The sequence below is a fragment of the Mycobacterium sp. genome, assembly GCF_052144515.1.
GTDB lineage: Bacteria > Actinomycetota > Actinomycetes > Mycobacteriales > Mycobacteriaceae > Mycobacterium.
Map to the genome: position 1 here is coordinate 1 of NZ_JBKQQD010000282.1, position 3,257 is coordinate 3,257.

A 3,257-nucleotide genomic window follows, 5' to 3' on the forward strand; every position below is an offset into this window, starting at 1 on the left:
TGATTGTGGACATGGGGCTCCCTCCATCGATGCCAATCGGGATTAACTCGCCAACGATTGAACACGTTTCGAGGGGAATTGTCCACAGGCTACCCCCCGGAAAGCCCCCCTCTTGAGTAAGTCCCCACGGAAGCTCTGTTCCAACTCCGCGGTGCGCGGACATTCCATCCGCGAGCCGTCACACCCCAACGGAAACCAATCTTCCATGGTCATGCGGTCGGCCAAGAGGTGAAAGATTGGAAGTGAGCGCGTAAGAGGGACCCACCTGGGGGCAAAATGAGCGCGTAAGAGGGACCCACCCTAGCACATCCGTGTATTGTGAACGTTCCCACAGGGATCGGCTCACTCGCACGGAGGCAAAGGAAGTGCTTACGGTGGATGACTACGGCGCGATTCGGCGAGCTCGGCGCGATGGCATGTCCATCCGGCAGATCGCCCGACAATTCAATCACTCGAGAAAAACCATTCGGCATGCCCTCAACCATGCTGAACCTCCACTGTCCCCCAGGACCAGAGCCCGCACGGCTCCGCTCCTGGGTCCCGTCGCGGCGGTCATCGACCAAATCCTGATCGATGATGAAACCGCCCCGCCCAAGCAGCGGCATACCGCGGCGCAGGTGTATCGTCGCCTCCGCGATGAGCACGGCTACCGCGGCGGCTACGCCCAGGTGCAACGTTATGTGCTCAAGCATCGCCGTCGAGAGCGCGAAACGTTCATTCCTTTGGGGCATCTTCCCGGCCAACGGCTCGAGGCTGATTTCGGTCACATCTACGTCGATTTCCCCGAGGGCCGGCGGCAAATCCCCTTTCTCGTCGCCACCTGGGCCTACTCGAATTACCCCTTCGTTTTGGCCCTGCCGTTTGAGCGCACCGAGGCGATCCTCGAAGGCATGGCCGCAGCTTTCGACTTCTTCGGCTGCGCCCCCCAAAGAAGTCTGGTGGGACAACCCCAAGACCGTCGCAACGTTGATCCTGCTGGGACGCCAACGCCAGCTCCATCCCCGCTACGCCGCCTTGGCCAGTCATTACGCCTTCGATCCCCGCTTCTGCATGCCGGCTCGGGGCAACGAGAAACCCGACGCCGAGAGCACCGTCAAGGCCGTGCAACGCCGCTTCGCCACCCCGGTCCCCAAAGTGACGGACCTCGATGAGTTGAACAGGTATTTTCGTCAGCGGTGCGAAACCGAGCGGGAGCGAACCGTCCAGTCGCTCTTCGGCCCCTTTGCGATCGGCACACGGTTCGCCGAGGAACAAGCCCTCGCCGCACCGCTTCCCGCACATCGGTTCGATGCCTGCGTCATCCGCCCCGCAGTTCCGGTGGACAAGTATCAGACCGTGGCCTTCGATCGCAACCGGTACAGCGTCCCGCGACAGTTCGCATTTCAAATGGTGACCGTTAAGGGCTATGTCAACCGGGTCGTGATTGTGGTGCAAGGCCAGGTCGTCGCGACCCACACGCGGTGCCTGCAGCACGACACGATGGTGCTCGACCCGTTGCACTACCTCGCGACGCTGAGCCGCAAGCCAGGCGCGCTGGACCACGCACCGGTGTACCGGGACTGGGAGCTTCCTGCCTGCTTCGCGGTATTCCGTGCCGAACTGCAAGCACTGCATGGCAGCCTGGCCGGTGACCGGCGGTTCGTGCGGGTCCTGCAACTCTTGGGTGAGCACCCCCTGGCTCGAGTTCGCGGGGCCGTTGAAGCCTGCCGGCTTGATCGTCTCACCAGCGCTGAAGCCGTGATTCAACGGACGCACTCGTTGGCCGTGATCGAGGCATCGTCGCGCGACCGCTCAGGATCCATCCCCGGACCGTCCACCGCGGCCGGCGTTGCCGTGCCGCTTCCTGATCTGAGCCGCTTTGACCGGCTCCTGGGTGATTCCCTGAATCAGGACGATTCCACTAATGACTCATTGAACATTCAATGTTGCGAAAGATCTCCTGCGAATCAAATCACCTGCGACCAGTTCTTGGGCAATTCCCGGAGCCGAGACAATTCCAGTAATAAAGCATTGAACATTCAATGTCAGGATTTGTCCGCCGCGGGCCGAACCACCGTGTTCTTCGCCTGACCACAGGCGACATGGTTGCGATCGGGCTCTAATGGTGAGCCCGGACTGTCCTCCTGAACTTGTTGGAAAGGAATCCGCCGATGGCCGATCCCACGATCGATTTGCTGAAGAACCATCTGCGGCAGTTGCGGCTGCCGACGATGGGGCGAGAGTTCGAGAAGCTGGCACGAGACGCCACCGCAACCAACCAGACCTTCATCCAGTTCTTGTTCCGACTCACCGAGACCGAGCTGGCAACTCGCAGCGCCAACGCGATCGCCAGTCGGATCAAGAACGCCGAGTTCCCCGTGCTGAAGGACCTCGACACCTACGACTTCAGCGTGATGCCACAGCTCTCGAAGCCGAGGATTCTGGAGCTGTCACGCTGCGAGTGGATTGAACGGAAACACAACTGTTGCCTTGTTGGCAGCCATGGAACAGGGAAAACGCACATCGCGGTGGCCTTGGGACAAGCGGCGTGTCGGGCCGGTCTGCGGGTGCGGTTCTTCACAGCCGCCGAGTTGGTTAGCCAACTGGAGAAGGCGCAGAAACAGTACACCCTGGACCGGTTCCTGGGCCAACTGGAGCGAGCCCACCTGCTGATCTGCGACGAGCTGGGCTACGTTTCCTTGAGCCGCGGTGGCGTCGAGCTCTTGTTTCGGGTCTTCGGCGACCGTTATGAGCGAGCCAGTGTGCTCATCACCAGTAACCTGCCGTTCAGTGAGTGGAACCAGATCTTCCAAGGAGAGCGGATGACTGGGGCACTCTTGGACCGTCTGACCCACCACTGCCAGATTTTCGAGATGAATGGCGAGAGCTACCGCTTCCGCGAGTCGATGAAATCCAAGAAGGGCCGAAAAGCTGAGTGAGGAAGCTTTGCCGTTCTTGCCCAGAGCGGCCATCTTAAAGACTCGGGTGGGTCCCGCTTACGCGATCAGGGTGGGTCCCGCTTACGCGATCAGTTCCACTTCTGGGTGAGTTCCCTCACGACGTAAAGGGTCTCATGCCCCTTCTCGGGTTGTAGCCCATCGATCGAAAGGACAATCTCATCGACTGATTCGTATTGGCGACGTAGGGCTTCGGGATCTTGCTGACGCGCGGCGAGCATCACCTGGTAACGCTGAATGTACTTGGCGATGGCATCGTCCGAGAGCTTGATCGCGTAGTCGTCCTGGAGCTCGGATTGGATGTGGGGAATCGACATGTGG

4 protein-coding genes are annotated in these 3,257 nt (G+C 60.5%); 3 read left to right on the plus strand and 1 reads right to left on the minus strand.

The window, feature by feature from the left end; genetic code table 11:
• Positions 1-374 precede the first annotated feature (374 nt).
• The 3 genes from ACLP9N_RS18490 to istB all read left to right on the plus strand — a co-directional run bounded on the left by ACLP9N_RS18490 (position 375) and on the right by istB (position 2,918).
• Positions 375-1,151 carry a hypothetical protein gene (locus ACLP9N_RS18490; protein WP_442408782.1) on the plus strand — a complete coding sequence of 259 codons (777 nt, stop codon included), beginning with the start codon at positions 375-377 and terminating at the stop codon, positions 1,149-1,151.
• On the plus strand, positions 1,051-2,070 hold the full coding sequence (locus ACLP9N_RS18495) for a Mu transposase domain-containing protein (RefSeq protein WP_442408783.1): 1,020 nt from the start codon (positions 1,051-1,053) through the stop codon (positions 2,068-2,070). Before ACLP9N_RS18490 ends, ACLP9N_RS18495 begins: the two co-directional genes overlap by 101 nt.
• An 80-nt stretch (positions 2,071-2,150) precedes the next feature.
• Entirely contained in the window at positions 2,151-2,918 is a 768-nt protein-coding gene (gene istB / locus ACLP9N_RS18500; RefSeq protein ID WP_442408784.1) for an IS21-like element helper ATPase IstB, read from the plus strand.
• 89 nt (positions 2,919-3,007) lie between these two features.
• Here the strand turns inward: istB and ACLP9N_RS18505 are convergent.
• Positions 3,008-3,257, minus strand: a 250-nt coding sequence (locus ACLP9N_RS18505) for a hypothetical protein (RefSeq protein ID WP_442408785.1), incomplete at its 5' end; no start/stop codon positions are given.

Excerpts from the sequence above, each read along its gene's own strand:
- ACLP9N_RS18495 (WP_442408783.1), top strand. The coding sequence starts at position 1,051 with ATGCCGGCTCGGGGCAACGAGAAACCCGACGCCGAGAGCACCGTCAAG.
- istB (WP_442408784.1), top strand. The coding sequence starts at position 2,151 with ATGGCCGATCCCACGATCGATTTGCTGAAGAACCATCTGCGGCAGTTG.